The organism is Lacimonas salitolerans (assembly GCF_042677865.1).
In the GTDB taxonomy this organism is placed as follows: Bacteria; Pseudomonadota; Alphaproteobacteria; order Rhodobacterales; family Rhodobacteraceae; genus Lutimaribacter; species Lutimaribacter salitolerans.
In genome coordinates, this window is sequence record NZ_JBHUDD010000057.1 from 22,258 (window position 1) to 47,285 (window position 25,028).

Below are 25,028 nucleotides of genomic sequence, written 5' to 3' on the forward strand. Positions count from 1 at the left end.
CACTATCGCGGCGCACCCACCGCCCGGCCTGCCCCCTCGGGCCAGGGCTGCGCGGCCTGCGCCTCGGCCAACCGCTTCAGCGGGCCGGCAATGGCAGGTGGCGGCGGTGAGGCCCGCCGCGTCGCCAGATCGACATGCAGCAGCATATGCTCGCCCGTCGCCAGCAGCCGCGCACCGGATCGCATCTCGTGCCACAGGTGCATCTTCTTGCCCGCCCCCGCCAGAACCCGCGTGTGCACGGTGACCGGTGCCCCCGCGCGCACCTCGTCCAGATGCCGGATATGGGTTTCGGCGGTAAAGAAACTGCCGCCCGACGCGATATAGGCGGCATCGCAGCCCACCATCTTCATCAACCGGTCGGTCGCCTGCCCGAAGGCATCCAGATACCGCGCCTCGGTCATGTGGCCGTTATAGTCGATCCAGTCCAGCGGCACGGTGCGGGTCAGGGTCAGCACCGGCTGGCCCGGATCGGTCAGATCGTCGGCATGGGCCACCAGCCCCGCCGCGTCCTCGCGGGCGGCATCATGGGCATTCTGCACCGCCCCCGCGCCCCAGTCATTCGCCGCCAGCGCCCGCATCATGCCCACCAGGTTGGCATCGCGGATACGCTCCAACTCGCGGATCGTGTGCGCGCCCGACTGCGCGTCAGACTGATCGGCGATGCGCGTGATCAGGTCCTCGGTCAGCTCGGGCACATCCACCAGACGGGTCCAGGGCCAGGCCAGCGCCGGGCCGAACTGCGCCATGAAATGCCGCATCCCCGCCTCGCCGCCCGCGATGCGATAGGTCTCGAACAGGCCCATCTGCGCCCAGCGCAGGCCAAACCCGTATCGGATCGCATCGTCAATCTCTTCGGTCGTGGCGATGCCGTCGCGCACCAGCCACAGCGCCTCGCGCCAGACCGATTCCAGCAGCCGGTCGGCGATATGCGCGTCGATCTCGGCCTTGATATGCAGCGGCCGCATCCCCAGCCCGCGCAGGACATCGCAGGCCCGCGCGATCATGGCCGCGTCATTGGCGGGCGACCCCACTACCTCGACCAGCGGCAGCAGGTAGACCGGGTTGAACGGATGGGCCACAACGATCTGCCCCGCCAGCGCCTGGCCTGCCTGCAATTGAGACGGCTTGAACCCAGATGTGGACGAGCCGACAATCGCCCCCGCCGCCACATGCCCGGCCAATTCGGCATAGACGCGATGCTTCAGATCCAGCCGTTCGGGCACGCTCTCCTGTATCCACGCCGCCCCTACCACGGCCTCGGCCAGGGACTCGCACAGCGTCAGACGTCCCTCGGGCGGCAGCGCCACGTCGCCCAGCCCCGGCAGAGCGCGTCGGGCGTTGTCCAGCACCGCCTCCAGCTTGCGCGCGGCGTCCGGGCCCGGATCGAACACCGCCACGTCCCAGCCGTTCAGCACGAACCGCGCGGCCCAGCCGCCGCCGATCACACCGCCGCCGATGATGGCCGCCTTGCCCGTCATGCCCCCGTCTCCTTCATCAGCCCAAGGTCATAGCCCTGCCAGCCCATGATCTCCCGCGCCGCCGCGATTCGATCTGCACCGCCCCGCGCCGCGCGGTCCATGATCCAGCCCAGCCGCCCACCGGGCTGGCCGATGGCCGAAGTCCGCCCGTCGGCATCCATCCACAGCACCCACAAAACCTGCCCGGCCAGCGCGCCCTGCGTCACCTCGAACCGCCCCGGCCCGACCTGCCGCACCCCGCCCAAGCGCAGGGTATCCCCCGCCACCACCGGCCCCGTCACCGGGGCAACGCGCACCTGCCACGCGCCGTCAGGCTGCGCAGGCGTCACGTTCACCTGGCTGGACATCGGTGCGTTCACATCGCGATAGACCGCATCGCTTGGTTCCGGCGACCGCCCGCAGGCCGTCAGCACAAGCGCCAGACAAACCGCGCCCATCTTCATCTTGCCAGACAAACTCCGGGGGAGTCGCCCCTCGGGCGACGGGGGCAGCGCCCCCATGCGCGGCCAGGCCCTCATGCCACCGGGGCCCGCTTGACCAGCCCCAGCCGCGCGCGCACATCCGCAGGTCCGATCACACGCGCCCCCATGCGCTCGACGATACCGACCGCGCGCTCGACCAGTTGCGCATTGGTGGCCAGAACACCGCGATCCAGCATCAGGTTGTCTTCCAGCCCCACGCGCACATGCCCGCCCGCCAGCACACTGGCCGCGACATAGGCCATCTGGTTGCGCCCCAGCGCGAAGGCCGAAAAGGTCCAGTCGTCCGGCACGTTGTTCACCATCGCCATGAAGGTGTTCAGGTCATCCGGCGCGCCCCAGGGCACCCCCATGCACAGCTGCACCAGCGCGGGCGCGTCGAGCACGCCATCGGCCACCAGTTGCTTGGCATACCACAGATGGCCGGTGTCGAACGCCTCGATCTCGGGTTTCACGCCCAGTTCGGTCATCATCCGTCCCATCGCCTGCAACATGCCCGGCGTGTTTGTCATCACGTAGTCGGCCTCGGCAAAGTTGAGCGTGCCGCAATCCAGCGTGCAGATTTCCGGCAGGCATTCGGCGATATGGGCCACCCGCTCGGTCGCGCCCACCATGTCGGTGGCCGCCTCGTTCAGCGGAAAGGGCGCCTCGGGACCGCCAAAGACGATGTCGCCGCCCATGCCCGCGGTCAGGTTCAGCACCACGTCGGTGTCCGCATCGCGGATGCGCTCCGTCACCTCGCGGTAGAGATCCAGCCGCCGCGACGGCGCGCCCGTGTCGGGGTCGCGCACGTGGCAATGTACCACCGCGGCGCCAGCCTTTGCCGCCGCGATCGCGCTGTCGGCGATCTCTTTCGGGCTGCGCGGCACATGCGGGCTGCGATCCTGCGTGGCCCCCGATCCGGTGACGGCACAGGTGATGAAAACCTCGCGGTTCATGGTCAGGGGCATGGCGGTGTCCTTTGCGGCTGGCGTCGGGGTCAGAAGGGCATGGGATGGGCGCGGTGGGCGGTGTCGATTGCGGCGCGCATCTCGTCAGACAGGGACAGGTCGGCCCCTTGCAGGATGTGATCCAGCTGCGCCAGCGTGGTCGCGCCAAAGATCACCGATGTCATGAAGGGCCGCCGCGCCGCCCAGGCCATCGCCATATGCACCGGGTCCAGCCCATGTTCATGCGCCACATCAAGATAGGCCTGCACCGCCTTGAAAACGCGATCTGTCTTGCGCCCGCCCAGCTCGGGGTTCAGGCTCATGCGCGAGGCATCGGGCGTGGCCCCGCCCTGATACTTGCCGGTCAGCAACCCCGCCGCCAGCGGCGAAAACGCCAGCAGGCCGACGTCCTCGTTGACCGCCACCTCGGCCAGATCGGTATCGAACAACCGGCACAGCAGCGAGTATTCGTTCTGGATCGAGGCCGGGCGCGGCCCGCCCGTCGCCTCGGCCACCTGGCACCACATGGTCGTGCCCAGGCGGATTCGTTGGACAGGCCAAAGTGGCGGATATTGCCCTTGGCCACCTGGTCCTGCAACGCCCCCAGCGCGTCGTGCATATGCGCCACCGTGGCGGCGCGGTCCTGCCCCGAGGGGTCATAGCTCCAGTTGCGGCGAAACTGATAGCTGCCGCGATTGGGCCAGTGGAACTGATAGAGGTCGATCACATCGGTCTTCAACCGCCGCAGCGAGCCTTCGACCGACGCCCCGATGGTGGCCGAACTGATCAGCGGCGTGCCCCCGGGCTTCACCGCCGATCCTTCGCCCGGATGCTTGGTGGCCAGCACGAAATCGCGGCGCCGCGCAGGGTTGGCGGCGATCCAGTCGCCGATGATCTCTTCGGTCCGGCCCAGGGTTTCCGGGGACACGGGGTTGACCGGATACATCTCGGCCGTGTCGATGAAATTGAGGCCTGCGTCCAGCGCCCGGTCGATCTGGGCATGGGCGGTGGCGGCATCGGTCTGGGTGCCGAAGGTCATCGTGCCAAGGCACAGTTCGCTGACCATCAGGCCGGTGCGGCCCAGCGGGTTCATCTTCATGCGCGGGTTCCCCTTTTCCGTGTTGGCCCAGTGGTAGCCGACGGGCGCGCGCTTGTCATGGTCGGAATCGGGGCCGGAATCAGGGATGGAATCAAGGCCTGAAAATGCACGATCGCGGATTGAGAACATAGCGCGAACATCTATACTCACCCCCATGACCGCACCGATCCTGACCCGCCATCGCACCACCCCCACCCCCTGCGTCGCCCCGGCCCCCGAGATGGCGCTGCTGCGCGGGCGTCTGCACGAATTGTGCGGCCCCGCGCGCCGGGTGGCGGCGCTGTGGCTGGCGGGGGCGATGCAAGGCCCGGTTTTGTGGATCGCACCGGCCTGGGGCACCGAGGCGATCAACCCCTGCGGCATGGTCGACTGGGTCGATCCGGGGCGGTTCCTGTTCGCCAGCCCCGGACGGGACGAGGATTTGCTGTGGTGCACCGAAGAGGCGCTGCGCAGCGGCGCGGTGGCGCTGGTGGTGGCCGATCTGCGCAGCCCGCCGGGGCTGGTGCCGGTGCGGCGGCTGCATCTGGCCGCGCAGTCCAGCGGCGCGGCCCCGCTGGGGCTGATCCTGACGCCGGGGGATGGCGGCGCGCCGGGGGTGGAAAGCCGCTGGCACACGGCGCCCGATCACAAGGGCCTGCAACAGGTCTGGCGGCTGGAACGGCGGCGCGCACGCACCCTGCCGCCCAAGGCTTGGGCGGTGCATCGGCACGAGGGGCAGTTGCGCCTGACCCCGGATGGCGCGCCCGAAGGGTAGCGTGCGGAAAACGACATGCGCTGTCGGCAAGCGGCTTGCCATCGCGGCGCGGCCTGCGATGGTAAAGGCACCATGCGCATGCTGATCTCTTTCGCCGCCCTGTTCCTGTCGGTCATCCTGTTGCAGCTTTCCACCGGTGCGGTGGGGCCGCTGGATGCGCTGTCGGGTCTGGTGCTGGATTTCAGCACCGGCCAGATCGGCCTGCTGGGCTCGGCGCATTTCCTGGGATTCTTCATCGGCTGCTGGTGGGCCCCGCGCCTGATGGGATCGGTGGGCCACAGCCGCGCCTTTGCCGCCTTTACCGCAACCGGCGCGATTGCCCTGCTGGCGCATATGCTGGTGGTCGATCCGCTGGCCTGGGCGCTGATGCGGGTGGCCTCGGGGCTGTGCGTGGCGGGCTGCTATACGGTGATCGAGGCGTGGTTGCAGGCCAAGGTCACGAACGAGACGCGCGGGCGGGCCATGGGCACCTACCGCGTGGCCGACATGGGCGCCTCGCTGATGGCGCAGATGATCATCTCGGTGCTCGAACCGGCATCCTACGTGTCCTACAACCTGCTGGCGCTGATCTGCTGCGCGGCTCTGTTGCCGATCACCCTGAGCCGCAGCCCCCAGCCCGAAACCCCCGCCGCCCCGCGCCTGCGCCCGATGCTGGCGGTCACACGCTCGCCGCTGGCCGCCGCCGGGGTGATCGTTGCGGCGCTGTCCAGCGCGTCGTTCCGCATGGTCGGGCCGGTCTATGGCACCGGCGTCGGGCTGGCGACCGATCAGGTCGCCTGGTTCCTGGCGGCTTTCGTGGCAGGCGGCGCGCTGGCGCAATACCCGGTGGGCTGGCTGGCGGACAAGTATGACCGGCGCTGGGTGCTGATCTGGCTGTCGGTGGCGGCCATCGGCAGCTGCCTCCTGACCGCGCTGACCCGCGACCTGAGCACGACCGGCGTGATGCTGACCGCCGCGCTGTTCGGGCTGACCACCTTTCCGATCTATTCGGTGGCCGCCGCCCATGCCCATGATTTCGCCGACAGTTCCGAACGGGTGGAACTGTCGGCGGCCCTGATGTTTCATTTCGCGCTGGGGGCCATTGCCGCCCCGCTGCTGGCCTCGTGGCTGATCGCCTGGTTCGGCCCGCCCGCGATGTTCGTGATGATCGCCGTCGGCCACGCGGTGCTGGTGGTGTTCGGGCTGTTCCGGATGCGCGCGCGGCCCGGCGCGGTGACGCGCACGCGCTATGTCTATGCGCCGCGCACCTCGTTCCTGATCGGGCGGCTGACCGGGCGGGACCGGGACAAGAAATAGCCGGCCCCACCCAACCGCACAGGCCCCCACCACCGGCCCCTCCCCCGCGGGGAGGGGGGGCACACAGCCCCACCCAAGCGCACAGCCACTGGCCCCTGCGGTCAAGCTGCGCTACACCGTGCCGAAATCGGAACAAGGGCACGCATATGGCACGTCACCTGATCACCTCGGCGATTCCTTACATCAACGGGATCAAGCATCTGGGCAATCTGGTGGGCAGCCAGTTGCCCGCCGACCTGTTCGCGCGCTACCAGCGCGGGCGCGGGCACGAGGTGCTGTTTCTGTGCGCCACGGACGAACACGGCACCCCGGCCGAACTGGCCGCCGCCAAGGCGGGCCGCCCGGTGGCCGAATACTGCGCCGAGATGCACCAGGTGCAGGCCCGCATCGCCCAAGGCTTCGGCCTGTCCTTCGATCATTTCGGGCGCTCCTCCAGCCCCGAGAACCACCGACTGACCCAGCATTTCGCAGGGCGTCTGGCCGAGATGGGCCTGATCCGGGAAGTGTCGGAAACCCAGATGTATTCGCACGCCGACGGGCGCTTCCTGCCCGACCGCTATATCGAGGGCACCTGCCCCAACTGCGGGTTCGACTCTGCGCGCGGCGATCAATGCGACAACTGCACCAAGCAGCTTGACCCGGTCGACCTGATCAACCCCCGCTCGGTCATCAGCGGCTCGACCGAGCTGGAAATGCGCGAGACCAAGCATCTGTACCTGTGCCAGAGCCAGATGAAGGACGAGCTTGAGGCCTGGATCGAGTCCAAGACCGACTGGCCGATCCTGACCACCTCGATTGCCAAGAAATGGCTGAACGACGGCGACGGGTTGCGCGATCGCGGCATCACCCGCGATCTGGACTGGGGCATCCCGGTGAAGCGCGGCGATCAGGACTGGCCCGGGATGGAGGGCAAGGTGTTCTATGTCTGGTTCGACGCCCCGATCGAATACATCGCCTGCGCGCAGGAATGGGTGCGTGCGGACAAGGGGGCCGACTGGGAACGCTGGTGGCGTACCGACAAGGGCGCGGATGACGTGACCTATACCCAGTTCATGGGCAAGGATAACGTGCCGTTCCACACCCTGTCGTTCCCAGCCACGATCCTCGGCTCGCGCGAGCCGTGGAAGCTGGTGGATTACATCAAGTCGTTCAACTATCTCAACTACGACGGCGGGCAGTTCAGCACCTCGCGTGGGCGCGGCGTGTTCATGGATCAGGCGCTGGACATCCTGCCCGCCGATTACTGGCGCTGGTGGCTGTTGAGCCACGCCCCGGAATCGTCGGATGCCGAGTTCACGTGGGAGAATTTCCAGGCCTCGGTGAACAAGGATCTGGCCGACGTGCTGGGCAATTTCGTGTCCCGCGTGACCAAGTTCTGCCGCTCAAAGTTCGGCGAGACGGTGCCCGAGGGCGGCGCATGGGGCCCGCAAGAGCAGGCGGTGATCGACGAGCTGACCACCCGCATCCGCGCCTATGAAGGGCACATGGAGGCAATGGAGGTGCGCAAATCCGCCGCCGAGCTGCGCGCGATCTGGGTCGCGGGCAACGAGTATCTGCAAATCGCCTCGCCCTGGGCCACGTTCAAGGACGATCCCGACCGTGCCGCAGCCCAAATCCGCTTTGCCCTGAACCTGATCCCACTCTACGCCACCCTGTCGGCACCGTTGATCCCGTTCACCGCCGATCTGATGCTGGCGGCGATGGGTATCGGGGCCAAGTGGCCCGGCGACGTGACGCAGGCGCTCGAACGGATGCCCGCCGGTCATGGCTTTGCCGTGCCCGAGAACCTGTTTGCAAAGATCACGGACGAGCAGCGCGAGGCGTGGCAAGGGCAGTTTGCCGGGCAGCGCGGCTGAGATCAGCCGCGCCAGAAGGTGCCGGTGAACAGCACGTAGACCACAACCAGCTCCAGCCGGCCCAGCAGCATGCCAAAGATCATCACGTACTTGGCCGCGTCCGGAAACGCGGTCAGCGCCCCGCTGTCGCCCACCAGCCCCCCAAAGGCCGGGCCGACGTTGAAGATGGCGGTCCAGGCGCCTGTCGTGGCTTCCAGAAACGGCAGGCCGGTCAGCGACAGCGCCACCGACATCACCCCCAGCGTCAGGATGAACATGGTGAACATCAGCATCACCGACTCGGTCACGTCACGCTCGATCGGGCGGCCGCCCAGCCGGGGCGCGACGATGCGGTTGGGGCTGCCGATCAGCCGCAACTGCGCCCCCAGCGCCTTGAACAACACCATGTAGCGAAACACCTTGAGCGAACAGCCCGTTGACCCCGTGCAGCCGCCGATCGCGCCCACGGTCAGCAACACCACAAAGGGCGCGGCCCCCCACAGCGTCACGTCCCCGTCGCCATAGCCGGTGCCGGAAAAGATCGACATGACGTTGAATGCGATGTGGCGGAAATTCTCTTCGTCCAACGGCGCGCCCAGCGCCGCGCGCAGGGCAAACACCAGCAGCACCGCGAACAGGATCGCACCGGCATAGGCCTGCACCTGGAAATCCATCGCCAGCGGACGAAACTGCCCCGACCCCACCAACATCAGCCGCACGAACGGCACCGAGGCCAGGAACATGAACACGATGGCCGCATACATGATCGGCCCGTCATAGGCCGAAAAAGACGAATCGGTGTTGGCAAAGCCCCCGGTCGACACGGTGGTCAGCGCATGAACGGTGGCATCGAACGCCCCCATGCCCAACGTCACATAGGTCAGCACGCACACCATCGTCAGCGCCAGATAGGTGCCCAGCAACGCCTTGGAAATGTCGATGGCCCGGGGCATCACCTTGCCCAGCGTATCGAAGCTTTCGGATTTGAAGAACTGCATCCCGCCAACGCGCATGATGGGCAGGAACAGGAAGGCGACGATCACGATCCCCAGGCCCCCCAGCCATTGCAGGATGCCGCGCCACAGCAGAAGGCCCTTGGGCAATGTCTCGAGTCCGGAAAACACGGTCGATCCGGTTGTCGTCATGCCCGACATCGCCTCGAACAGGGCATCAACGAACCTTGCCTCGGTCGCGCCCAGCATGAAGGGGATGGCGGCAAAGACCGGCAGCACCACCCATACCCCGACCGTCAGCAGGAACCCCTGCCGGATCGAGATTTCGCGGTGCCGCACGTTGCGGCAGGCCAGCGACACCAGCACACCCGTCAGCGTGGTGATCACCGCGCTTTCAAAGAACACCTGCCAGTGCTCGCGCCCCTCGGCGATGTCCACCAGCATGGGCGGAATCATCATCAGGCCAAGCACGGCCAGGATCAGGCCGATCACATATCCGACGGGGCGCGGGTCCAACATGAGGCGCAGGCTTGGCCGCAGCGTCGTGGGCTGTCAAGCGCCCACACGCGCGCATGCACAAACAAGGCCGAAACGGGCTGGCACGAGGTCACAAGCCAGCCCGCAGGGGCCGCGATCAGACGTAGAACAGATCGCGGAACACGTAATGGGGGATGCGGTCGCGGGTCAGGCCCATCTCGGCCAGTTGCGCGTCGGATTTTGCTTCCAGCGCGTCGATTTCCGAGCGGCGCGACTTGGCGTCGGCATAGGTTTCGAACCACGCCAGAATTGCGCCACCAAAGGCGGCGAGCGGATTGCGAACGGTTGTGTTCGTTGTAAGAGTTGCCATTTTTCGGAACCTTTCAAATGAAGATGTCGGGTTCCTCCCTGCTGACAAAGTTAGGTCACACGGGCTGACCTTACCACCAACAAACCCGCATAGCCGCGTTGCGGTTTTCGCAAAGGGGTGCGCGGGCGATCAGCCATCGACGCTGCCGTTGGGCATCACGGGCGGCACAGATGGCGTGCGGCGCTTGCGCGCGCGCGCGGTGGTCCGGGGCTTTGCCGGCGACGACGCGGATGCCTTGGGCGCGGTCTTTGCGGGTGTCTTGGCCGGTGCCTTGGCGGCGGTGTGTGTCGGCGGTGTCTGGGCCTTTGCCGGTGCAGCGGCGGCCTCTGGCGCGGCTTTGGCCGCCGGCTGGGCGTCGCATATCTTCGCCGGTTCGGCAGGCGCTTCAGCCGGGGTCGCCAGCGCCTTGCTGACTTCCTTCAAGCCGGCGGGGGCCAGCGGCCGTGCCTCGCGCAGCGTGGTGATCATCGCGCGGGTCATGCGCATCTGGATCTCTGCCGATGTGGCGGCATAGCGCCACGCATACCAGCCAAGCCTGACGGGAAGGGGAACGGAACTCATCGGGCACCTCCTTTGCGGTTCGGGCAAGAATGCCACGCCAGCGTAACAAAGGCGCAACATGCGACGGTATACTGACAGGTCACACGGCAAATCGGGCCGCCCCGCGTGGGGCGACCCGATCACAAACCTGCGATGATGGTAATTTGTGCACCCGGTGCCGCGCCTGCCCGTTCAACAGGCTGTGTCAGCCCACGTGAAACAGCGACGCGAACAGACGCGGATCCAGGCTTTCGGCGGCAAAGGTCGGTCCTTCGGTCAGCACGCTGACCGCATCATGGCTGTGCAGGCTTTCCTGATGGCTGGCGATCACGCGAAAATCCCCCACCCGGTCGTCGCGCTTCAACTGCTCGCAGAACAGCCGCGCCGCATCTTCGACAAAGATCGGGTTGGCGGCGTTCAGCTCGGCAAAGGCCTGTTCATCCTCGCGCTTGACCATCACCTGCGTCTCTGTCGGCACGGCCTCGCGCGCCATGTCGATCAGATCCTCGAACCACAGGCAGTCGCCCTGCGCCAGCTCGACCGAGATGCGCGCCACCGAACGTTGCGAATGCGGCGTGGCCAGCTGCCCGCGCGCCATGCGGGCATGTTCGGACAGTTCCAGAGAACACGGGCAGGTCGAGGAATAGACGTAATCCAGATGGATCAGCTTCTTGCGCACGCCGCCCCGTTCCACCAGTTCCAGCGCGATGTCGTAATACTGGTATCCCGACAGCCCCGAGCGCAGCGAGGGCACGCGCACCGGATAGGAAAACCGCATCTGAATACGGGCGTCAAAACTGTCCAGATCGGCGATGTAGTCATCCAGCGCCGCCTCGATCACCTCGAAGCTGAAGGTCTTGTCGGCATGCTTGTAGAACGACCGCATGATGCGGCTCATGTTGATGCCCTTCTTGTCGGCCTCCAGGCTGACAGTTCCGGTCACGCTGGTTTCCAGCGTCAGATCCCCGTTGTCGCGGGTGTGATACTGGATCGGCAGGCGGAAATTGCTGATGCCCACGTGCTGGATCTGCTGGCGCGATCCCCGGATCAGGCTGGATGGCCCGTTCTGCAGATCGGGCAGGCTTTCCTTGTACAGGGTATCGGCCATGAAGGTCTGGGGATATTCGCGGCTGAGTGTGGGATAGTCGCCCGAATCCATGCCCGGGATCAGCCGCGCGATGGCCGGGTCCAGGTCGGCAATCTCTTCGGGCTGCGCGGATTCGGCCCATTGCCGCAACCGCGCAAGCGCCTCGCGCGCATCCTCGCGATCGGGCATGCGGTCGATGTCAGGCGTGTGAATGTTCATAAACTGGCCCCTCGGCTCATTATCGTATCGCTAACCTAGGTCAGTGACCCCGGTATTTCCAACAGCGAAACTAATACGCCACGGTCTGGCCGCCAGATCACCCCTCGCGGTTATGTCGCATCCAGTGCACAGGTGATGTCGGCGATCAGGTCGGCGGTGTCCTCCAGCCCGCAGGACAGGCGGATCAACCCCGGGGTGATACCCAGCAGGGTTTTCTGCGTGTCCGAAAGCCGTTGATGCGTTGTGGTGGCCGGATGCGTGGCGATGGATTTCGCGTCGCCCAGGTTGTTCGAGATCACGACGATGTGAAGCGCGTTCAGGAACCGGAACGCCGCTTCCTGCCCGCCTTTCAGGTCCAGCGACAGCACCGTGCCCCCTGCCCCCATCTGCGCCTGCGTCAGCGCGTGCTGGGGATGCGCGGGCAGACCGGGATAGATCACCCGCGCCAGCCGCGCATCGCCCTCCAGCGCCTGCGCCACGGCCAGCGCGGTGTCGGTCTGTGCCCGCACGCGCAGGTCCATGGTTTCCAGACCCTTCAGCATGATCCAGGCCGTGAACGGCGACATCGACCCGCCGGTGTGTTTCATGTAGGGTTCGACCGTCTTGCGGATGTAGTCGCGCGTGCCAAGGATCACGCCCCCCAGCGCGCGGCCCTGCCCGTCGATATGCTTGGTCGCGGAATAGACCACCACATCGGCGCCCTGTTCCAATGCACGCGACCAGATCGGCGTGGCAAACACGTTGTCCACGATCACCTTGGCGCCCACGCCATGCGCGATGTCGCAGACGCCCTCGATATCGATGACTTCCAGCGTGGGATTGGAAATCGCCTCGAAAAAGCACACCGCCGTGTCCGGGCGCATCGCCGCGCGCCAGGCGTCCAGATCGGTGCCATCCACGAATGTGACCTCGACGCCATAGCGCGGCAGGATCTCCTCAAGGATATACAGGCACGAGCCGAACAGCGCCCTTGCCGCCACCACGTGATCGCCCGCGCGCAGCATCGACACCAGCGCCCCATTGACCGCCGCCATGCCGCTGGCCGTGGCAAACCCGTCCTCGGCCCCTTCCAGCGCGGCGATCCGGTCCTCGAACATCGCCACGGTGGGGTTGCCATAGCGGGCATAGATGAACTCGTCCGGCCCGGCGTTCAGGAAGCGGGCCTCGGCGTCCTCGGCCGTGTCATAGACAAAGCCCTGGGTCAGGAAAATCGCCTCGGACACCTCGTTGTACTGGCTGCGGCGGGTGCCGCCGTGAACCAGTTTCGTGCGGGCTTTCCAGTCTTTCGTCATCGCGCATCCTTCTGGGGGCCTGCCGCCCCACGAAAAAACCCCCGGTCGCGGTCAAGCGAAAGGGGGCCCTTGCGTCTGACCTTTTAGCGGCATGTTTAACGTGGCCCGCAATCCGGTAACAAATCGCCACAAGGCTTCATTTACGCCCCGCCCCCGCCCGCGTCAACCGTCACGCGAGGGTTACGATTCCGTCACGCCCATGTCGCAGCGCAGCGATAAGCGGGGCCACAACATCTTGTGGGTGGCGGGCATGACGCTTCTACGGATCAATGCGGGTCTGACCGGGCTGGCGGATATGCCGGACCTCGATGCCTTGGCGGCGGGCGACGGTCCGGTCGTGATCCTGACCCATGGCTACAAGTTCCAGCCCGGCCACCCGGTGCATTGCCCCCACAGCCACATCCTGTCGCTTGACGACGCGCCCTGCCCCAAGGCGGTCAGCTGGCCGCGTGCCCTGGGTGTCGGACAGGGCGCCGGGCAGAACGACGTGGCGGCGGTGGCCTTCGGCTGGCCCGCCCGGGGCACGATCTGGGCGGCATGGCAGCGGGCCGAGATGGCAGGCGCGCAACTGGCGCAGGTGATCACCGCGATCCGCGCCGCAGCCCCGCACCGGCCCGTGCACGCGCTGGCCCATTCGCTGGGCGCACGCGTGGTGCTGTCGGCGCTGCATCACCTGGCCCCCGGCGCGCTGGGGCGGATCATCCTGCTGGCCGGGGCCGAATATGCCGGAAACGCGGCGGCCGCACTGGACACGCCCGCAGGCCGCCGGGCCGAGGTCATCAACATCACCAGCCGCGAGAATGACCTGTTCGATTTCCTGCTGGAACGGCTGGTCGCGCCGCCCGTGCGCGGCGACTGGACGATCGGTCAGCGCATGGACATTCGCGCCAATGTGCTCAGCCTGCAACTGGACGCGCCGCGCACCCTGTCCGCGCTGGCCATGCGTGGCTTTGCCATCGCGCCGCCCGCCGCGCGGATCTGCCACTGGTCGGTCTATCGCCGGGCGGGCGTGTTCGAACTGTATCGCGCGCTTCTGCTGCGGCCCGAGACGCTGCCGCTGGCCCATCTGCGCGCCGCCCTGCCCGAGGCCCCGGCCCCGCGCTGGTCGCGCCTGCTGACCCCGCCACGTGTGGCGCTGCCAGTGCCATTCGCGCGCAACGCGTCAGGCTGACGGGTGGGGGTGCGGGGTGGGTTGGCACCCACCCTACGCCGCGATCAGGTGTCCTTGTCGTCGTCCTGCTCGCCATACTTGCGGAAGATGTCGCCCTGAAAGATGAAGAACACGAACACCGCCGCTGTCAGGCCAAAGGTCTTGAACCAGACCCAGCTTTCGGTGCTCATCGTGCGCCAGACGATCTCGTTCGTCGCCGCCAGCGCAAAAAAGAACAGGCACAACCGCCGGGTCAGCGCCATCCAGCCCTCGGGCGCCAACGGCATCATCTCTTCCATCACGACCTGCAGATAGCTTTCGCCGCGCACCAGGCCTACACCAAGGATCGCCGCGAATATCAGGTAGATCATCGTCGGCTTCAGCTTGAAGAACCGCTCGTCATTCAGCCAGACAGACAGCCCGCCGAACACCACCACCAGAACCAGCGTGACCACCTGCATCTTGGACAGCTTGCCGGTCAGCCGCCACAGGATGCCCGTGGTCAGCATCATCAGCGGCACGAACCCGGCGGTCACAAGGATGAACCCGCCGTATTCCCGCCCGGCAATCATGAACACCCGGTCCTTGAGCAGCAGGTACGCCACGAAGAACGCCAGCACGGGGCCAAGCTCCAGCGCCGATTTCAGCATCGGGTTTATTTCGCGCGCAGCCATGTGGCCCCCTTTGTCATCCGCCAAATTCAACTATCACAGCGCCCAGCGCAATCAATGTCATGAGCGCGATCCTGCGCGGCCCCACGGTTTCGCGCAGCACCAGCCAGCCGATCAGCGCCGCGAACACGGTCGAGGTTTCGCGCAGTACCGCCGCCTCGCCCACCTTGTCCAGCCGCGTGGCCATCATGACCGACCCGAAAGAACCAAAGGCGATCAGCGCCCCCGCCACCCCGCGAAAGGCCAGCGCCCCCAGCGCCGGGCGCTGCGCCAGTGTCTGCCAGCGCACCAGCGCCACCACCGGCATGATCCAGCCATCTATGAAGAAAAACCAGAAAATGAAGGTGAAGGGATTGGCCGTCGCGCGGATACCGTAGGCATCGTAGGTCGTGTACAGCGCCACGAACAGGCCTGTCACCACCGCAAACAGCAACGCCGGCACCAGCGTGTCGCGCGCATCTACCAGGTAGCGCAGGTTATACAGCGCCAGGCCGTAGATCCCCGACAGAAGCACCGCCACCCCCGCCCATTGCACGGGCGTAAAGGTTTCGCCGAACAGCAGATAGGCCCCGATCACGGTGAACAGCGGCCCGGTGCCGCGCACCACCGGATAGACGACGGTGAACGCCCCGCGACTGTAGGCCATCGCCTGCAACACCTTGTAGACGGTGTGGATCACGAAAACGACCGCAAAGATCGGCCACATATGCGGCTCGGGCCAGGGCATGACGAACAGGGCAATAGGCGCAGCGATAAGGCCATAGGACAGGTCCATGGCACCACGCGTGATCCACGGATCGACCCGCCCCTTCTGCAGCGCGCCAAAGACCGCGTGCAGAAAGGCCGCCGTCAGCGCCAGGATCATGGCCAGCCGGCTTCCGGCCTCGGTGCCCTCGATCCCGGCCAGCCAGTCGGTCATGCGCGGGGTCGGCGCTGACCATGGGCGGCCATGTGCCGCCCCTCGTTGCGCGCGGCGCGGGTGATATCGATCAGCCGCCCGTCATGGCCGCGTACCACCTCGCCGCCTTCGGCCTCGGCGGCATATTCGGCGATCAGTTCCTGCTCCAGCGTGTCGATGAAGAACGCCTGCCGGAACCCCGGCGCAAAGGCCAGGTCGGTCACGCGCGGCAGATCATCTGTATGCGCGTCCCAGATCACCCGGCCAAAGCCGACCGCCCGCGCGCCTTCCAGCAGGACACATTCGCCCAGCAGATGCCGCTCTTCGGGCCAGCCCTCGTCGTCATTGGCCGGAACAAGCCGGTCACATTCAAGCAGAGCGCCCAGGCCCTCGGGCTCGACCGTGATTTCGATGGTACGAAGGATTTCCAGCATGGCGGGCGCTGCGGGCAAAGGGGACCTCCTGTCGGGATTCACAAGGCGCGACTCGGGGTCGCGCGAACAGGGGCCAGACAAACACCCGATGACGGGGGAAGGTCAAGATGGGGTGTGACAGACCGGCAGCAAGCCGGAAACTTCGAAAGTTTCCGGCGCGATTTCTTGGTCAAGAAATCGGGGCGCTCCGGTCAGCGATCGATCCCCGTCAATGCCCTTGCAAACTCGTCCGGGTCGAACGGGGCCAGGTCGTCGATCTGTTCGCCCACGCCGATGGCGTGGATCGGCAGGCCGAACTTGTCGGCCAGCGCCACCAGCACGCCGCCCTTGGCGGTGCCGTCCAGCTTGGTCATCACCAGCCCGGTCACATCGGCCAGCTCGCGGAAGGTCTGCACCTGGCTCAGCGCGTTCTGGCCCGTGGTGGCATCCAGCACCAGCAGGGTGTTGTGCGGGGCTTCGGGGTCTTTCTTGCGAATGACGCGGACGATCTTGGACAGTTCTTCCATCAGGTCCTTGCGGTTCTGCAAGCGCCCTGCCGTGTCGATCAGCAGCAGGTCGGCGCCCTCGGCCTCGGCCCTGGTCATGGCGTCAAAGGCCAGCGATGCCGGGTCCGAGCCTTCGGGCGCGGTCAGCACCGGCACGCCCGCGCGTTCACCCCAGACCTGCAACTGGCCCACAGCGGCGGCACGGAAGGTGTCACCGGCGGCAATCACCACCGTCTTGCCCGCCGCCTTGAACTGGCTGGCCAGCTTGCCGATGGTGGTGGTCTTGCCCGAGCCGTTGACCCCAACCACCAGCACCACCTGCGGCTTCTTGGGATACAGCGGCATGGGCCGCGCCACGGGCTCCAGCACGCGCGCGATCTCGTCGGCCAGAACCTGCTTGATCTCGTCGGTCGACAGCCGCTTGCCGAACCGGCCCTCGGCCATGTTGGCAGTGACGCGCAGGGCGGTGTCCACGCCCATGTCCGAGGCAATCAGCAATTCCTCGATCTGCTCCAGCATCGCGTCATCCAGCGCCCGGCGCACGACCTGCGGCGATGCATCGCGCCGTCTCAGACGGCCCAGGATGCCGGGCCTTGCGGCCTCTTCCTCGGGCAAAGCCTGCGGGATCGCGGCCTGCACCCGCGGCGCGTCGGCCCTGTCACGTGGCCCCTCGGGCCGGGTGGCGGCGGGCGCTTGCGGCGCGGGCTGCGGGTCCGGCGCGGGATCCTCTTGCGGGGCGGGGGCCGGTGGCGCGTGATCGCGGTCCTCCGGGGCCGCGCGCTGCGGCGCATCCGCTTCGGGCGCGCCACCGTCCGACACGATGGCGTCCAGACCCTCTTCCAGCCGCGACGAGGATTTGAACAGCCGATCCTTGAGTTTTCCGAAAAGCGACATGGCCCGTGGTCCTTGACAGTTTATCCTGACCTAGCCCCTCGGCCCGGATTTTGAAAGCCCTCGCGCTGGCGTGACTGGCGCGGGCACGGGTTTTGCGGCACAGTGCCATCATGCGACACCTGATCCTTGCCCTCGCCCTATTGCCCGCTGCAGCCCATGCGCAGGACGCGCTGGACGCCGCCGAGTTCGATGCGCTGACCCGGGGCCAGACCTTTACCTATGCCGAAAGCGGCACGCCCTACGGGGCCGAGGAATACCTGCCCAATCAGCGCGTGCGCTGGTCCTTTCTGGACGGCAAATGCAAGGCAGGCCGCTGGTGGGAGCAGAACGGCCAGATCTGCTTTGTCTACGAGGACAACCCGGTGCCGCAATGCTGGACCTTCTTTGACGGCCCGCGCGGGCTGACCGCACGGTTCGAGAACGACCCCGAAGCGACCGAGCTATATGCCGTCGACCGCAGCGACGAGCCCTTGATGTGCCTTGGTCCGGATGTGGGCGTCTGAGGCCAGTGCCCCGCCAGTGACCCGAATGAGTGGCTGCGCCACGCATCTTTGGTAAAGGATGCAGGGGCGCTGCCCCTCTTGGGCCTGCGGCCCAATTCACCCCGGAGTTTACCGGGCAAGATGAAGACCAAACCCTGAAGCCGGGTTTGCCATGCGGGATGTGGCACCTTTGGATATGGCGCGCCCAACGGGCCTGCGCTAGGGTCTTGCCGGAACCAACGCCGGGAGGGTCATGCTGTTTTTCGACATTGCCACGCTGTTGCCGGTTGTGCTGCTGATCGCGGGCGTAACCTTTGGCGGGGTCTGGGTCTGGGCGGCGGTGCTGTGCATCTCGGTGTTGACCTGGGCGCTGGACCGTCTGGTGCGCCGGGCCGCCGTGGTCCGCGGCGCGGGGTCGGAGTTTCCCACCGGCACCGGGCTGGCCGTCGGGCTGGGCGTGGCGCATCTGCCGCTGATGGCGCTGGCGGTCTGGGCGGTGGGCGGCGCATCGGGGCATGACCTGACGCATCGGCTGGGGCTGCTGGTGGGGTTCGGGCTGTTCTTCGGGCAGGTCGGACATCCCAACGCGCATGAGCTGATCCACAAGCCCGCGCGCTGGCAGCAGATGCTGGGCCGGGCGATCTATGTGGTGATGCTCTATGGTCACCACGCCTCGTCCCATCTGCGGGTGCATCACATCCACGTCGGCACCGATCGCGATCCGGCCTCGGCCCCGGCCGGCATGGGGTTCTGGCGCTATGCGGCGCGGGCCTGGGGCGGGTCATTCATGGCGGGCTTGCGGGCGGAGACCGCGTTGCGTGCCCGGGCGCGGATGGCCCCGGCGGTCTGGACCCATCCCTATGCGCGGTATCTGGCCGGGGCGGCGGTGTGCCTGGCGCTGGCGGCCTGGATCGGCGGCGCGAGCGGCGTGCTGGCCTATGCGGGCATCGCCGCCTATGCCCAGCTTCAGATCCTGCTGTCGGATTACCTGCAGCACTATGGCCTGCGTCGACGCATCGGGGCGGATGGCCGGCCCGAACCCGTGGGCGCGCGGCACAGCTGGAACGGGCCGCAGTTCTGGTCCTCGGCGATGATGCTGAACGCACCGCGCCATTCGCATCACCACACCCATCCCGGCGTCGCCTTTCCTGCCCTTGACCTGACCGAAGAAATGCCGACCCTGCCCAGATCGCTGCCGGTGATGGCGGTGGCCGCGCTGATCCCGCCGCTGTGGCGGCGCGTGATGGCGCGGCCGCTGGCGCGCTGGGGACAGGACAAGACAGACAGAAGAAGGGACGCAGATGCAGACGAAATCCTCGCTCATGACGGTCAAGCCGGAATGGATCGACTATAACGGGCATTTGAACATGGCCTATTACAACGTGCTGTTCGACCAGGCCGCCGACGAGATCTATCCGCAGATGGGGTTTGGCCCCGACTATGCCGAAACCCGCCGCCTGACCACCTACACGGCCGAGTTTCACGTCTGCTATGTGCGCGAGCTGCACGAGGGCAACCGCGCCTATTCGACCTTTCAGATGATCGACTTCGACGAAAAGCGGTTCCATTCCTACCAGGAACTGTATCACGAGGATGGCTGGCTGGCCGCCACCGCCGAGGCGCTGACGCTGCATATCGACATGACCGGCCCGCGCGTGGCGCCGATGCCGGACGACGTGATGGCCAGGGTGCGCGCCCTGCATGCCAGCCACGCCGACCTGCCTCGCCCCGAACGCGTGGGCCGGTCCATCGCGATCAGGCGCAAACCGGGCTGAGCCGGGGCCGGCGCGGGCGGGTCGGGCTGGGTACCGCTGCCGCGTGGTGTCTCTCATTCCCCTTGTGGGGTGGGGCCGGGGGTGGCGGGCGTGGAGGGATCGCGCACAGCGATTGCCCCTGCGACCCATTCCCCGCTTTCCCTTCGGGGCGCGCGCTGATACCCTCTGCCGGTCGCGCGAAACAGGGTATTCTGATGCTGTATGACTACAAGGTGATCCCGGCCCCCCGAAAGGGTCGCAAGGCGCGCGGGGTCAAGGGGGCGGAAGAGCGGTTTTCCCACACCCTGCAGGACACGATGAACGAGGCTGCCGCAGACGGCTGGGAGTTTCTGCGCAGCGAAACCCTGCCCAGCGAGGAGCGGTCGGGCCTGACCTCGACCACCACCGTGTTCCGCTCGGTTCTGGTGTTCCGCCGCGCGCGCAGCGAGGACGTCAGCGCGTTCGCGCCGGAATTGCTGGAGGATCACTCGGACGAGAACCTGCCGGAACCTGACAGGGCCGAGGCAGACAACGACAACCTGTCCGCCCTGCCCGAGGATGACTGGTCGGACGCGCCAGAGCCCCCCCGTCAGACGGACGCCACCCGCGCCTGAGCGCGGATTTATTTGCCAATTCCTCTTCCATCCCGTGGGCGAGGATTTACAGTGTAGCCCCGCAGTCGGAACAGGTGACCCCATGGCCAAATCAGACCCCTTCGGTTTCGATATGTCGATCAAGTCGGCGAAAAAGAAGAACCCGCGCGGACGGCGTGGGATGACCGGGGAGTTCGAGACCTCGCAGCGCGAGTGCGAGCATCCGGGCTGCACCGAGCCGGGCAAGTTCCGCGCGCCCAAGGCCCCCGACGTGCTGGACGATTACTACTGGTTCTGCCGCGACCACGTGCGCGAGTATAACCTCAAGTGGAACTTCTTCGAAGGCACCACCGAGGCCGAGATGAACGCCCAGGCGTCCAAGGACAAGGTGTGGGAGCGGACCACGAAACCGCTGGGTGACCCCGAGGCCCGGGCCTGGGCGCGGCTGGGCATCGAGGACCCGCATCAGGTGCTGGGCCAGAACGCCACCCGCAACCCCGGGCGCGGCAATGCCGATGGCCACACCCGCAAGCTGCCCCCGACCGAGCGCAAGGCGGTCGAGATCCTCGAGGCGCGCGACACCTGGACCAAGGCCGAGGTGCGCAAGTCCTACAAGGCGCTGATCAAGGTGCTGCATCCCGACATGAACGGCGGCGATCGCAGCCAGGAAGAACAGTTGCAGCAGGTCGTCTGGGCCTGGGACCAGATCAAGGACAGCCGCAACTTTCGCTGAGCGGACAGGGTGACGGCATGCGCATGGCCCGTGCATGCCGCGTGCATGGGATGTGAGCCACCCAAAACGCCGCGCGACGTCGCAAATCGGCGTCAATGCGGCGCTGCAGCATCGGAGGACTCGGGCCGCCCCGTGCGACGGTGAACCAGCAACGCGAGTCACCCGCAGTTCGCAAAGGGCATCGTCATGTTCAACGTCCTGTCCGGAGTCTGGGCCCTGCTGCTGGGCATCGTGCTCATCATGCTGGGCAACGGGATGCATTTTACCCTGATCGGCCTGCGCGGCGGGATCGAAGGGTTCAACGCGACCGAATTGGCCATCGTCACATCGGGCTATTTCGTGGGCTTTCTGTCGGGCGCGCGGTTCACGCCGCTGCTGATCCAGCGCGTGGGCCATGTGCGGGTATTCGCGGCGCTTGGCAGCTTCATGTCGGCGGGGCTGATCGCCTTTCCACTGCTGGCCGAGCCATGGGCCTGGACGATCCTGCGGGTGCTGGTCGGGTTTTGCATGTCGGGCATCTACGTCACCGCCGAAAGCTGGCTGAACAACGCCTCGACCAACGAGACGCGGGGCAAGGTGCTGTCAGCCTACATGATCGCGCAGACGCTGGGAATCATCGGCGCGCAGGGGGTGCTGACGCTGGGCGATGCCGCGACATCGGTGCTGTTCATCGGGGCGTCGATCCTTGTGTCGATCTCTTTCGCGCCGATCCTGCTGTCGGTCACGCCAGTCCCGGCGGTCGAGGTCGCGCGACCGATGCCGCTGCGCAAGCTGTTCATGGGCTCGCCGCTGGGAACCGTGGGAATATTCCTGCTGGGCGGGGCCTTTGCCACGCAATCGGGGATGGGCGCGGTCTTTGGCAGCCAGATCGGGATGAGCGCCTCGCAGGTGGCGCTGTTCGTGGCGATGCTGTTTGCCGGGGCCCTGCTGCTGCAATATCCCATCGGCTGGCTGTCGGACCAGATGGATCGCCGCAGGCTGATCTTTGGCGCGGCGGTTCTGGGCGCAGTGGCCTGTGCCGCCGGGTGGAGCATGGGCGACGGCTTGTGGCCGCTGATGGCCGCCGCGTTCTTTGCGGGCGGGGTGACGACGCCGCTTTATGCGCTGTTTCTGGCCTATACAAACGATTTTCTGCATGCAGACGACATGCCCGCAGCCTCGGGCGGGCTGGTGTTCACCTTCGGGCTGGGGGCGATTTTTGGCCCGCTGGTCACGGGGTGGGCGATGCAGGCATCAGGCCCATTCGGCTTTTGGCTGGTTCTGGGGGCGACCTTTGCCGCCATCGCGCTTTACGCGCTGTATCGCATGACCCAGCGCACGGGCGATCCGGCGTTCGAGACCGAAAGCTATCTTGGTGTTCTGCCCACCTCGTCGCCCGTGGTGATCGAGGCGGCGGGCGCTTGGTCCGCCGAACAGGCCGAGATCGAGCGCGAGGCCGAGGCCGAAGCACAGGGTTGAAACCCGACGCCTTGATCCTTGTTCAGCCCCGGCCAGACGGCCTTCAGGCCGCGCGGAACACCAACGACACACCGTTCAGGCAGTGCCGCTTGCCGGTTGGTTGCGGGCCGTCGTTGAAGATATGGCCCAAGTGGCTGCCGCAGCGCGCGCAGTGGCATTCGGTGCGCGGGTAGATCAGCTTGAAATCGGTCTTGGTGCCGACGGCCCCGTCCTGCGCCTGCCAGAAGCTGGGCCAGCCGGTGCGGCTGTCATACTTGTGCTCGCTGGAATAGACCGCCAGATCACAGCCCCGGCAATGGTACATGCCATCGTCATAGACCTTGTCGAGGGGCGAGGAAAAGGCGGGCTCGGTGCCTTCGCGGCGCATCACGCGGTATTGCGCATCGGTCAGCATGTCACGCCACTCGGCGTCGCTGCGGGTGACTTCGAACGCATCGGCGCGGGCGGCACCGGCGAAGGGCAGGATGGCGAAAAGGCTCAGCAGATGGCGGCGGTTCATGACTCGGCTCCTTTATGTCTGCATCTCGAATATAGCCGCGCCGCCTGCGTAGGGTAACACACAGGCGGCGCACATTCATGTGAGATAAACTGGTTCACTCGAACTTCGGGACGCCCGGGCGCGGCAAAACAGCCCGGGATGGGAAAACGCCCCCGGCCCCTGCCCTTACATGGCGGGCAAAAGCACCGTGTCGATCACATGAATGACCCCGTTCGACTGGTCGACATCCGCGATGGTCACCTTGGCGGTGCGGCCGCGCTCGTCTTCCAGCATGATCGTGTCGCCGTCATAGCTGGCCTGCAGGGTGCATCCGCCCACGGTTTCGACCGGGTGGGTGCCACCATCGTCGTCGATCATGCCCATGATCGCCATGGACATCGCATCGGCGGCAACCACGTGGCAGGTCAGCACCTTCTGCAGCGCGGCCTTGTTCTCAGGCTTGAGCAGGTCATCGACCGTGCCACCGGCCAGCATGTCGAATGCGGCGTTGGTGGGGGCGAAGACGGTAAAGGGGCCGGGGCCCGACAGGGTTTCGACCAGGTCGGCGGCCTGAACAGCGGCGACCAGCGTGGTGTGATCGGCCGAGTTCACGGCGTTTTCGACGATCGTCCTGTCGGCGAACATCGCGGCACCGCCAACCATCGGGTTGTCATTCTCGGCGGCGATTGCGGCGGTTGCGGCCAGGCCAAAGGCGGCGATGGTGCCCAGCAGCGTTGTCTTGGTCATCATGGTAACTCTCCCGTTTGCAATGCCGCGCGGCGTCAGTGCTGCGCGACCTGTGCCGAAAGCCACGCAGGCCAACGACCAGGAGTTTCAATTCCTTTGCATCACGAGGCCGTGATCTGCCCAACGGCCAGAACATCGCCGGTGGGCTGGCCCGTGGGCGACCCGCCGGGAGGCTCATCGGACACCGCCAGAACGGCCCCGGGGGCCAACACCGGGCGCAGGGCCTCGGGCACGGTGATGCGAGTGGCGCTGTCGTCGGGCAGCACGCCCAGCGACACCGGCGCGGCATCGCCCGCGATCAGCCACAGTTCCAGCACCCGGCCCGGCACCGCCTGCCCGGTGTCGCGGCTCAGCGCGAGTTCGCCGGTATCAGGATCGAATCCGGCGGCAAGGATCAGGCTGCCATCCTCGGCCGCGACCTCGGCCACCAGCGGGGGTGGCGCATCGGGCGAAATCCGGTCGATCGGGCCTAGCATCAGCACAACCACCGCAGCCAGCGCCAGCGCGGCCCCTGCCCCGGCCAGCCAGCCGAACAGGCCGAACCGGCGGCGGGCGGGCGGCGCGCCAAGCACCTGCGCCTCGATCCGCGCGCGCAGATGGGCGGGCGGCGCGACCGGCGCGATGTCATCGGTCAGGGCGGCAAAATCCTCGGCCCAGCGAGCATAGGCCGCGCGCAGATCGGGTTCCTGCACCATGCGGGCCTCGAACGCCTCGGCCTCGGCCCGCGACAACAGCCCCAGCGCGTACTCCGCGGCCAGCGCGTCATCCTCGCCCCCCTGGGCGATATCGTCGCGGGCGTCGGTCATCGGCCAAGACACTCCTTCAGTTTCAGCAGGCTGCGGCGCAGGCGCGTGCGCATGGTGTTGAGCGGCACGGCAAAATGCTCGGCCAGAGTGGCATAGGTTTCACCGTCCAGATAGACGCGGCGCACCGCGACGGCATGGTCGGGGTCAAGCTCTTCCAGGCAGGCGGCCAGTTGCGCGGATTGCGAGCGGGCCATCACCTGCGCCTCGGGTCCGGGGGCCGGATCGGGCACCACATGGCCCTCATCCATCGGCGCATTCCCGGAGGCACGCGTGCGGCGCAGACGGTCGATGGCGTGGTTGCGGGCGATGGTGATCAGCCATGTCATCGGGCTGAGGCCATTGACCTGATACCGCCCGGCGTGTCGCCAGATTTTCTCATACACCTCTTGCAGGGCGTCCTCGGCGAGGTCGCGGTCATTCAAGACACGCAGGGTGATGCCGAACAGTTTCGCCGAGGTGGCATCGTATAGCATGCCGAAAGCCGCGCGGTCGCCTATGGCGATCCTCGCGATAAGCGCCTCGATCTGTTGCCTGTCGGCCATCATGCCCTCACCGATTGACCCCATGTGTAAAGGCCCGGTCGCAAATGGCAAGGGCGGCGCGGCTTGCCCTTGCCACTTATCGCTTTATGCTGCAC

Annotated in this window: 26 protein-coding genes, 1 pseudogene and 1 riboswitch; of the genes and pseudogenes, 10 read left to right on the forward strand and 17 right to left on the reverse strand. The window is 66.7% G+C overall.

The window, feature by feature from the left end:
- Nucleotides 1-2: 2 nt before the first annotated feature.
- The 4 genes and pseudogenes from ACFTOW_RS11035 to ACFTOW_RS11050 all read right to left on the reverse strand — a co-directional run bounded on the left by ACFTOW_RS11035 (nt 3) and on the right by ACFTOW_RS11050 (nt 3,985).
- On the reverse strand, nt 3-1,478 hold the full coding sequence (locus ACFTOW_RS11035) for a carnitine 3-dehydrogenase (protein ID WP_379915593.1): 1,476 nt from the start codon (nt 1,476-1,478) through the stop codon (nt 3-5).
- Nucleotides 1,475-1,915 (reverse strand): lipocalin/fatty-acid binding family protein, encoded by a 441-nt coding sequence (locus tag ACFTOW_RS11040; protein ID WP_379915594.1) that lies wholly within the window; start codon nt 1,913-1,915, stop codon nt 1,475-1,477. The genes ACFTOW_RS11035 and ACFTOW_RS11040 overlap by 4 nt, the downstream gene beginning before the upstream one ends.
- A gap of 77 nt (nt 1,916-1,992) precedes the next feature.
- A complete protein-coding gene (bcoG, locus tag ACFTOW_RS11045; RefSeq protein ID WP_379915596.1) occupies nt 1,993-2,907 on the reverse strand; it encodes a 3-dehydrocarnitine:acetyl-CoA trimethylamine transferase BcoG in 915 nt (304 codons plus the stop codon).
- 29 nt (nt 2,908-2,936) lie between these two features.
- A pseudogene (locus ACFTOW_RS11050) lies at nt 2,937-3,985 on the reverse strand (aldo/keto reductase).
- A gap of 154 nt (nt 3,986-4,139) precedes the next feature.
- On the opposite strand from ACFTOW_RS11050, the gene ACFTOW_RS11055 reads away from it, so the two are divergent.
- The 3 genes from ACFTOW_RS11055 to metG all read left to right on the forward strand — a co-directional run bounded on the left by ACFTOW_RS11055 (nt 4,140) and on the right by metG (nt 7,891).
- Nucleotides 4,140-4,739, forward strand: coding sequence for an ImuA family protein (locus ACFTOW_RS11055; protein WP_379915597.1), 600 nt, complete (start codon nt 4,140-4,142; stop codon nt 4,737-4,739).
- A 72-nt stretch (nt 4,740-4,811) separates the two neighbouring features.
- Nucleotides 4,812-6,035: an MFS transporter gene (locus ACFTOW_RS11060; RefSeq protein ID WP_379915599.1), complete on the forward strand. Its 1,224-nt coding sequence runs from the start codon at nt 4,812-4,814 to the stop codon at nt 6,033-6,035.
- A 146-nt stretch (nt 6,036-6,181) separates the two neighbouring features.
- Nucleotides 6,182-7,891 (forward strand): methionine--tRNA ligase, encoded by a 1,710-nt coding sequence (gene metG, locus ACFTOW_RS11065; protein WP_379915600.1) that lies wholly within the window; start codon nt 6,182-6,184, stop codon nt 7,889-7,891.
- Nucleotides 7,892-7,893: 2 nt separating this feature from the next.
- Here the strand turns inward: metG and ACFTOW_RS11070 are convergent, their stop codons facing one another.
- From ACFTOW_RS11070 to metZ, 5 genes are all read right to left on the reverse strand, one after another.
- The gene (locus ACFTOW_RS11070) at nt 7,894-9,342 is read right to left on the reverse strand and encodes a TrkH family potassium uptake protein (protein WP_379915602.1); all 1,449 of its coding nucleotides are present in this window, start codon (nt 9,340-9,342) and stop codon (nt 7,894-7,896) included.
- Nucleotides 9,343-9,457: 115 nt separating this feature from the next.
- Nucleotides 9,458-9,670: a hypothetical protein gene (locus ACFTOW_RS11075; protein ID WP_379915604.1), complete on the reverse strand. Its 213-nt coding sequence runs from the start codon at nt 9,668-9,670 to the stop codon at nt 9,458-9,460.
- A 129-nt stretch (nt 9,671-9,799) separates the two neighbouring features.
- Nucleotides 9,800-10,231, reverse strand: a complete 432-nt coding sequence (locus ACFTOW_RS11080; RefSeq protein WP_379915606.1) for a hypothetical protein — start codon at nt 10,229-10,231, stop codon at nt 9,800-9,802.
- A 184-nt stretch (nt 10,232-10,415) separates the two neighbouring features.
- Nucleotides 10,416-11,516 carry a GTP cyclohydrolase FolE2 gene (gene folE2 / locus ACFTOW_RS11085; protein WP_379915608.1) on the reverse strand — a complete coding sequence of 367 codons (1,101 nt, stop codon included), beginning with the start codon at nt 11,514-11,516 and terminating at the stop codon, nt 10,416-10,418.
- Nucleotides 11,517-11,626: 110 nt separating this feature from the next.
- A complete protein-coding gene (gene metZ / locus ACFTOW_RS11090) occupies nt 11,627-12,808 on the reverse strand; it encodes an O-succinylhomoserine sulfhydrylase (RefSeq protein ID WP_379915610.1) in 1,182 nt (393 codons plus the stop codon).
- A gap of 63 nt (nt 12,809-12,871) precedes the next feature.
- A riboswitch (SAM riboswitch) is annotated at nt 12,872-12,948 on the reverse strand.
- A gap of 110 nt (nt 12,949-13,058) precedes the next feature.
- Here metZ and ACFTOW_RS11095 point away from each other — a divergent pair.
- Entirely contained in the window at nt 13,059-13,979 is a 921-nt protein-coding gene (locus ACFTOW_RS11095) for a DUF726 domain-containing protein (protein ID WP_379915612.1), read from the forward strand.
- 44 nt (nt 13,980-14,023) lie between these two features.
- On the opposite strand, the gene ACFTOW_RS11100 is transcribed toward ACFTOW_RS11095, so the two are convergent.
- The 4 genes from ACFTOW_RS11100 to ftsY form a co-directional block, all read right to left on the reverse strand.
- On the reverse strand, nt 14,024-14,632 hold the full coding sequence (locus ACFTOW_RS11100) for an inner membrane-spanning protein YciB (protein WP_379915614.1): 609 nt from the start codon (nt 14,630-14,632) through the stop codon (nt 14,024-14,026).
- A gap of 13 nt (nt 14,633-14,645) precedes the next feature.
- The gene (locus ACFTOW_RS11105) at nt 14,646-15,548 is read right to left on the reverse strand and encodes an EamA family transporter (RefSeq protein ID WP_379915616.1); all 903 of its coding nucleotides are present in this window, start codon (nt 15,546-15,548) and stop codon (nt 14,646-14,648) included.
- Nucleotides 15,545-15,979, reverse strand: a complete 435-nt coding sequence (locus ACFTOW_RS11110; protein ID WP_379915617.1) for a hypothetical protein — start codon at nt 15,977-15,979, stop codon at nt 15,545-15,547. Before ACFTOW_RS11110 ends, ACFTOW_RS11105 begins: the two co-directional genes overlap by 4 nt.
- Nucleotides 15,980-16,152: 173 nt before the next feature.
- Nucleotides 16,153-17,340 (reverse strand): signal recognition particle-docking protein FtsY, encoded by a 1,188-nt coding sequence (gene ftsY, locus ACFTOW_RS11115; RefSeq protein ID WP_379915619.1) that lies wholly within the window; start codon nt 17,338-17,340, stop codon nt 16,153-16,155.
- Nucleotides 17,341-17,450: 110 nt separating this feature from the next.
- On the opposite strand from ftsY, the gene ACFTOW_RS11120 reads away from it, so the two are divergent.
- From ACFTOW_RS11120 to ACFTOW_RS11145, 6 genes are all read left to right on the forward strand, one after another.
- A complete protein-coding gene (locus ACFTOW_RS11120; RefSeq protein WP_379915621.1) occupies nt 17,451-17,843 on the forward strand; it encodes a hypothetical protein in 393 nt (130 codons plus the stop codon).
- Nucleotides 17,844-18,075: 232 nt separating this feature from the next.
- The gene (locus tag ACFTOW_RS11125) at nt 18,076-19,176 is read left to right on the forward strand and encodes an alkane 1-monooxygenase (protein WP_379915623.1); all 1,101 of its coding nucleotides are present in this window, start codon (nt 18,076-18,078) and stop codon (nt 19,174-19,176) included.
- Entirely contained in the window at nt 19,124-19,597 is a 474-nt protein-coding gene (locus ACFTOW_RS11130; RefSeq protein ID WP_379915625.1) for a thioesterase family protein, read from the forward strand. Before ACFTOW_RS11125 ends, ACFTOW_RS11130 begins: the two co-directional genes overlap by 53 nt.
- A 194-nt stretch (nt 19,598-19,791) precedes the next feature.
- On the forward strand, nt 19,792-20,190 hold the full coding sequence (locus ACFTOW_RS11135) for a DUF4177 domain-containing protein (RefSeq protein WP_379915627.1): 399 nt from the start codon (nt 19,792-19,794) through the stop codon (nt 20,188-20,190).
- Between the two features lie 82 nt (nt 20,191-20,272).
- The gene (locus ACFTOW_RS11140; protein WP_379915629.1) at nt 20,273-20,902 is read left to right on the forward strand and encodes a DnaJ domain-containing protein; all 630 of its coding nucleotides are present in this window, start codon (nt 20,273-20,275) and stop codon (nt 20,900-20,902) included.
- A 186-nt stretch (nt 20,903-21,088) separates the two neighbouring features.
- Entirely contained in the window at nt 21,089-22,360 is a 1,272-nt protein-coding gene (locus ACFTOW_RS11145) for an MFS transporter (protein WP_379915631.1), read from the forward strand.
- 43 nt (nt 22,361-22,403) lie between these two features.
- Here ACFTOW_RS11145 and msrB read toward each other — a convergent pair whose 3' ends face one another.
- From msrB to ACFTOW_RS11165, 4 genes are all read right to left on the reverse strand, one after another.
- Nucleotides 22,404-22,859 (reverse strand): peptide-methionine (R)-S-oxide reductase MsrB, encoded by a 456-nt coding sequence (gene msrB, locus ACFTOW_RS11150; protein WP_379915634.1) that lies wholly within the window; start codon nt 22,857-22,859, stop codon nt 22,404-22,406.
- A 165-nt stretch (nt 22,860-23,024) separates the two neighbouring features.
- Nucleotides 23,025-23,585, reverse strand: a complete 561-nt coding sequence (locus ACFTOW_RS11155; RefSeq protein ID WP_379915636.1) for a fasciclin domain-containing protein — start codon at nt 23,583-23,585, stop codon at nt 23,025-23,027.
- A 101-nt stretch (nt 23,586-23,686) separates the two neighbouring features.
- Nucleotides 23,687-24,391 (reverse strand): anti-sigma factor, encoded by a 705-nt coding sequence (locus ACFTOW_RS11160; RefSeq protein WP_379915638.1) that lies wholly within the window; start codon nt 24,389-24,391, stop codon nt 23,687-23,689.
- The gene (locus ACFTOW_RS11165; protein WP_379915684.1) at nt 24,388-24,933 is read right to left on the reverse strand and encodes a sigma-70 family RNA polymerase sigma factor; all 546 of its coding nucleotides are present in this window, start codon (nt 24,931-24,933) and stop codon (nt 24,388-24,390) included. The genes ACFTOW_RS11160 and ACFTOW_RS11165 overlap by 4 nt, the downstream gene beginning before the upstream one ends.
- Nucleotides 24,934-25,028 lie beyond the last annotated feature (95 nt).